General features: G+C 61.5%; 7 protein-coding genes. All 7 read left to right on the top strand.

Annotated elements, in window-relative coordinates:
• The first annotated feature begins 9 nt into the window (after window positions 1-9).
• Window positions 10-99, top strand: coding sequence for a DUF61 family protein (locus tag ACP5EL_RS09260; protein WP_428402227.1), 90 nt, complete (start codon window positions 10-12; stop codon window positions 97-99).
• Between the two features lie 57 nt (window positions 100-156).
• Window positions 157-717 (top strand): hypothetical protein, encoded by a 561-nt coding sequence (locus tag ACP5EL_RS09255; RefSeq protein ID WP_428402226.1) that lies wholly within the window; start codon window positions 157-159, stop codon window positions 715-717.
• 3 nt (window positions 718-720) lie between these two features.
• On the top strand, window positions 721-2,094 hold the full coding sequence (thiD, locus tag ACP5EL_RS09250) for a bifunctional hydroxymethylpyrimidine kinase/phosphomethylpyrimidine kinase (protein WP_428402225.1): 1,374 nt from the start codon (window positions 721-723) through the stop codon (window positions 2,092-2,094).
• Window positions 2,095-2,144: 50 nt separating this feature from the next.
• A complete protein-coding gene (locus tag ACP5EL_RS09245) occupies window positions 2,145-2,336 on the top strand; it encodes a 30S ribosomal protein S17e (protein WP_428402224.1) in 192 nt (63 codons plus the stop codon).
• 5 nt (window positions 2,337-2,341) lie between these two features.
• Window positions 2,342-3,217: a 4-hydroxy-tetrahydrodipicolinate synthase gene (gene dapA / locus ACP5EL_RS09240; protein WP_428402223.1), complete on the top strand. Its 876-nt coding sequence runs from the start codon at window positions 2,342-2,344 to the stop codon at window positions 3,215-3,217.
• Window positions 3,214-3,987 carry a 4-hydroxy-tetrahydrodipicolinate reductase gene (dapB, locus tag ACP5EL_RS09235; protein ID WP_428402222.1) on the top strand — a complete coding sequence of 258 codons (774 nt, stop codon included), beginning with the start codon at window positions 3,214-3,216 and terminating at the stop codon, window positions 3,985-3,987. The genes dapA and dapB overlap by 4 nt, the downstream gene beginning before the upstream one ends.
• Before the next feature lie 9 nt (window positions 3,988-3,996).
• The coding region (locus ACP5EL_RS09230) for a hypothetical protein (RefSeq protein ID WP_428402221.1) at window positions 3,997-4,442 on the top strand (446 nt) is incomplete at its 3' end.

Below are 4,442 nucleotides of genomic sequence, written 5' to 3'. Positions count from 1 at the left end.
GATCGGAAGATGGTGATCATCTACATGCCGGAGATAAGGGAGCTGAGGCGGAAGCTCCCCACCGCCAGCCAGTACGCCTTCGTCACGGCCCTTCGATGACCTTGCTTTGATTTTTATAGTATGAGGACAGATTATGGGCTTTGAGGTGTTTTGATCATGGCAGACAAAGGGTTTACTGAAGCGGCGAAGCTCTTTGAAGAGAAGATGGCTCAGGGCCAGTACAGTGAGGCGGCGAAGATCAAAGAGGACCATTCCCTACCTTCGGATATGCTTCATAACTCAGTGGCGAAAGAGTACGAGAGGCTCCTCAACCAGGGGGAGTACTCGATCGCAGCCGGCCTCGCCAAGGATTATGGCCTCCCCGAAGACCTCGCCAAAGCTGCGGCGGCAAGGTCATTTCGGAGGAAGGTCGACCATGAGCACTACAAGGCCGCGGCAGAGTACGCCAAGAAGTTCGACCTGCCCTCGGAGATGGTGAGGGAGGCGGCGGTCATGGCCTTCAAGAAGAGCATGGACTTCGGCCTCGCCAAGAATGCCGCCGAGATCGCAGTTCAGTTCGAGCTTCCCGACGATATGAGGATCGAGGCTGCAGAGAGGGTCTACTCGATGCAGATGGACTCCGGCCTCTACAACAACGCCCTCAAGATAGCTCGGAAGTACGATCTCTCCGAGGAGCTGGTCCGGGAGGCGGAGACGAAGGCAAAAGGTCGCAGGTGATCCATGGGAGAGGTCCTTCTCACCATAGGCGGTTCCGACTCCTCTGGGGGAGCTGGAATCCAGGCCGACATCAAGACCTTCGCCGCCCTGGGCTTTCACGGAGCCTCCGCGTTGACCGCCGCGACGGCCCAGAGCACCCTTGGCGTTAGGGGGGTCTATCCGCTGGCGACCGAGGCGGTCGCGGCCCAGATGGAGGCGCTCTTTTCGGACTATGAGATCTCCGCCGCCAAGACCGGGATGCTCCATTCAAAAGAGATCGTCTCAAAGGTGGCGGAGTATTTCGAGGAAGGAAGAATCGCTCTGGTGGTGGACCCGGTGATCGCGGCCGAGGCCGGAGGCCAGCTCCTCGACTCCCCCGCCCTCGACCTACTCTGCGATAGGCTGATACCCCTCGCGCGGGTCATCACCCCCAACATCTTCGAGGCCGAGGCGATCGCCGGCATCAAGGTCTCCGACGAGAAGAGCGCTCTGGAGGCGGGCCTTGCGATCATCGACCTGGGGGCCGGGGCCGTCGTCGTCACCGGCGGCCATCTTGAAGGAAATGACGTTCTGGTGACGGCCGAAGGCCACTTCGTCATCCGCGGTGAGAGGGTGGCTGGCGGAAACCACGGTGTTGGCTGCACCTACTCCGCCGCCCTCACCGCATATCTGGCCCGGGGCATGGATCTGGAGAGGGCGGCAGGTGCCGCGAAGAGATTCGCTGCGGCCTCGGTCAAAAATAGCATCGATGTCGGCGGGGGGGCATCGCCGGTGAACCCCTTTGGAGAAGCCCTGAAACGGGCCGAGAGGTACGACGTCCTGACGGAGGTCCAGAGGGGCGTTGACCTCCTCTGCGAGCAGTCCGCCGTTCGCCATCTGATCCCAGAGGTGGGATCAAACCTGGGGATGGCTATATCGGGCGCCTCGGGCTCCGGGGACGTCGCCGCCGTAGAGGGGAGGATGGTGAGAGTGGGGCCGAGAGTCAAAGCCTGCGGTCCTGTCCGGTTCGGGGCGAGCAGTCACGTCGCTAGGATACTTTTATCGGCCATGTGCTTCGATCCCTGGACGAGAGCCGGGATGAACATCAGGTTCGGCCCCGACATCTTGGAGTCGATCCGGATTCTCGGCTTGTCCACATCTCACTTCAGCAGAGAAGATGAGCCTCCGGGCACGAAGACGATGAGCTGGGGCACGGCGGAGGCGATAAAAAGCTTCAGATTGGGGCCCGGATTCGAGGCCGGGTCGTCCCAAGCTACTGGTTCTGTGCCTAAGGTGGTCTGGGACGGGGGCGGGGTTGGAAAGGAGCCGATGATCAGGCTTCTAGGCAGCTCTGCCGGTGAGGTGGCAGATCTTGCGGTCCGGATAGCCGGGTGCATCCCGCCAGACGGGAACCTATAAATTGAAGTTTGATGCTCTGAAATTGCGGTTCTTTATTTGGAGTGTCCGATATGGGAAGTGTAAAGCCGAACTACATCAAGAATTTTGCAGATGACCTGATGAAGACCCACCAGGGTGTCTTCAACAACGATTTCGAGCATAACAAAGATATGGTGTCTGAGTACACCGACATCAAGTACAAGACCATCCGCAACCGAGTCGCGGGCTACATCAGCCGCCGGGTCCAGACCAGAGGGGAGTAAGGTGGATGTTTGAAGGTGTGCTGCCAGCCGTCATCACTCCCTTCAAAGAGGACGGAGAGCTGGACGAAGAGGGCTTTAGGGGGAATATCGAGTTTTTCGGCGAGGCTGGCGTCTCCGGCATAGTTCCCTGCGGCACCACGGGCGAGTCCGCCACGCTGACCTTCGAGGAGCACAAGAAGGTCGTCGAGATCGCAGTCGACTCCTCGAGGGTAAGGGTAGTGGCGGGCACCGGCTCCAACAACACCCGCGAGGCCGTGGAGCTTACCAAGCATGCCGAAGATGCCGGCGCCGATGCTGCCCTCTTGATCACCCCCTACTACAACAAGCCCAACGATCCGGGCATGATCGCCCACTTCAGGACCGTGGCCGAGAGCTGCGATCTGCCCCTGATACTCTACAACGTCCCCTCCCGGACCGGAATCAACCTCAAGCCTGAGGTGGTGGCGGAGCTGGCCAGGATCGAGAACGTCGTGGGGATCAAGGAGGCGAGCGGCAGCATCCCCCAGATCTCGAGGATCATCGAGATGACAGAAGACGAGGATTTCGTTGTCCTCTCCGGGGACGACAACCTCACCCTCCCCATAATGGCCCTCGGTGGCAAGGGCGTCATATCGGTGGTCGCGGACGTTGCCCCGAGAAGGATGGTGTTGATGGTGGAGGCGATGCTGCAAGGAGACCTAGCGACTGCGAGGCGGATCCATTATGAGCTGGCCCCCCTGGCAAGGGCACTCTTCCTGGAGACAAACCCCATCCCTGTGAAGACGGCCACGGGGATGATAGGGCTTGCCGCGGGCCCCCTGAGGCTACCCCTCGCGCCGATGTCGGAGGAGAACGAGAAGAGGCTGAAAGAGACCGTCGACCACCTGGGCGAGTTTCGATGACCACGAAGATCGCGGTAGCTGGCTCCAAAGGAAGGATGGGCCAGCTGATCACAGATGAGATCGGAAGGTTCGATGATCTCGAGCTTGTGGCCGGCTTCGACGTTCGAGGGGTCGGAGACCCCCTGGGCAGAGGTGTCGCCGTCTCCGACGCCTCGGAGCTGGCCGAAGTACTCCAGAGATCCGGGGCCCAGGTCCTCATCGACTTCACCACGCCCTCGGCCACGGTCGAGAACGTTCGGGTGGCCGCCGACCTCGGCGTGGACCTGGTGGTGGGGACCACCGGCTTCTCCGAGGACCAGAAGGAGAAGATGGCCCGGTCGATCGAGGGGCGGGCGGCCGCCGTCATCTCGCCGAACTATAGCCAGGGAGTCAACCTATTCTGGAGGCTGATCGAGGTGGCGGCGAGGTCTCTGCAGGGCTATGACATCGAGGTCGTCGAGGCCCACCACAGAAACAAGATGGATGCCCCCAGCGGGACGGCGGCGGAGGCCGTCCGGATCCTGAAGAGGGCGACCGGCAAGAGCGAAGCCGTCTACGGAAGGGTGGGGCAGGGGCTTCGGGGCGAAGAGATCGGTGTTCACGCCGTGAGGGCGGGAGATATCATCGGCGACCACACCGTTCTCTTCGCAGGGCCCGGCGAGCGTCTGGAGATAAGACATCAGGCCCACAGCCGACAGGCCTTCGCCAGCGGAGCGGTGCGGGCCGCCCGATGGGTGGCGGGCGCCCCCTGCGGGATATACGCCATGGCCGACGTCCTGGGCCAGAGATAAAAGCTAGCCATGTGCCGGATAGATCTGGAAGAGAGACGCCTCTATTTTGAGGGAGAGAGGTTCGAGCCCAGCTCGGGGGAGGGGGACCTGGCTGGGTTCTGCTCTTTCTGCGGTGGGGAGCTATCTTCCCTCGCCCTCTACCAGGTCTCCGAGGGCTGGATGGTGGCGGCCCGCTGCAGTGAATGCGAGAGGATGATCCTCGCCCGGTACGACGGATCCTGGTCCTGGAAGGAGGACACCGACCTTGTGGCCGCAGAGCCCGAACGATCGGAGAAGGAGGGGGCCAGGAGGTCGAGCATCTCCGAGATCTCCAGAGAGGAGCTGGAGGTGGTCTTCACCCCCGCGGAGCTGAGGGATATGGAGAGGTTTGAGCGGGGAGAGGTCTACACCCGCCAGAACATCTACCGGGCGCGGGCCAAGTACGATAAGTTCGAGAGGCTCTTCGGAGTGAAGAT

This window comes from Methanocrinis sp. (assembly GCF_049974945.1).
GTDB lineage: Archaea > Halobacteriota > Methanosarcinia > Methanotrichales > Methanotrichaceae > Methanocrinis.
This window is presented reverse-complemented; position numbering and strand designations above follow the sequence as displayed.

What these genes read in the sequence shown, in the direction of transcription:
- ACP5EL_RS09260 (WP_428402227.1), top strand. Translation starts at nt 10, where the DNA reads ATGGTGATCATCTACATGCCGGAGATAAGGGAGCTGAGGCGGAAGCTC.
- ACP5EL_RS09255 (WP_428402226.1), top strand. Translation starts at nt 157, where the DNA reads ATGGCAGACAAAGGGTTTACTGAAGCGGCGAAGCTCTTTGAAGAGAAG.
- thiD (WP_428402225.1), top strand. Translation starts at nt 721, where the DNA reads ATGGGAGAGGTCCTTCTCACCATAGGCGGTTCCGACTCCTCTGGGGGA.
- ACP5EL_RS09245 (WP_428402224.1), top strand. Translation starts at nt 2,145, where the DNA reads ATGGGAAGTGTAAAGCCGAACTACATCAAGAATTTTGCAGATGACCTG.
- dapA (WP_428402223.1), top strand. Translation starts at nt 2,342, where the DNA reads ATGTTTGAAGGTGTGCTGCCAGCCGTCATCACTCCCTTCAAAGAGGAC.
- dapB (WP_428402222.1), top strand. Translation starts at nt 3,214, where the DNA reads ATGACCACGAAGATCGCGGTAGCTGGCTCCAAAGGAAGGATGGGCCAG.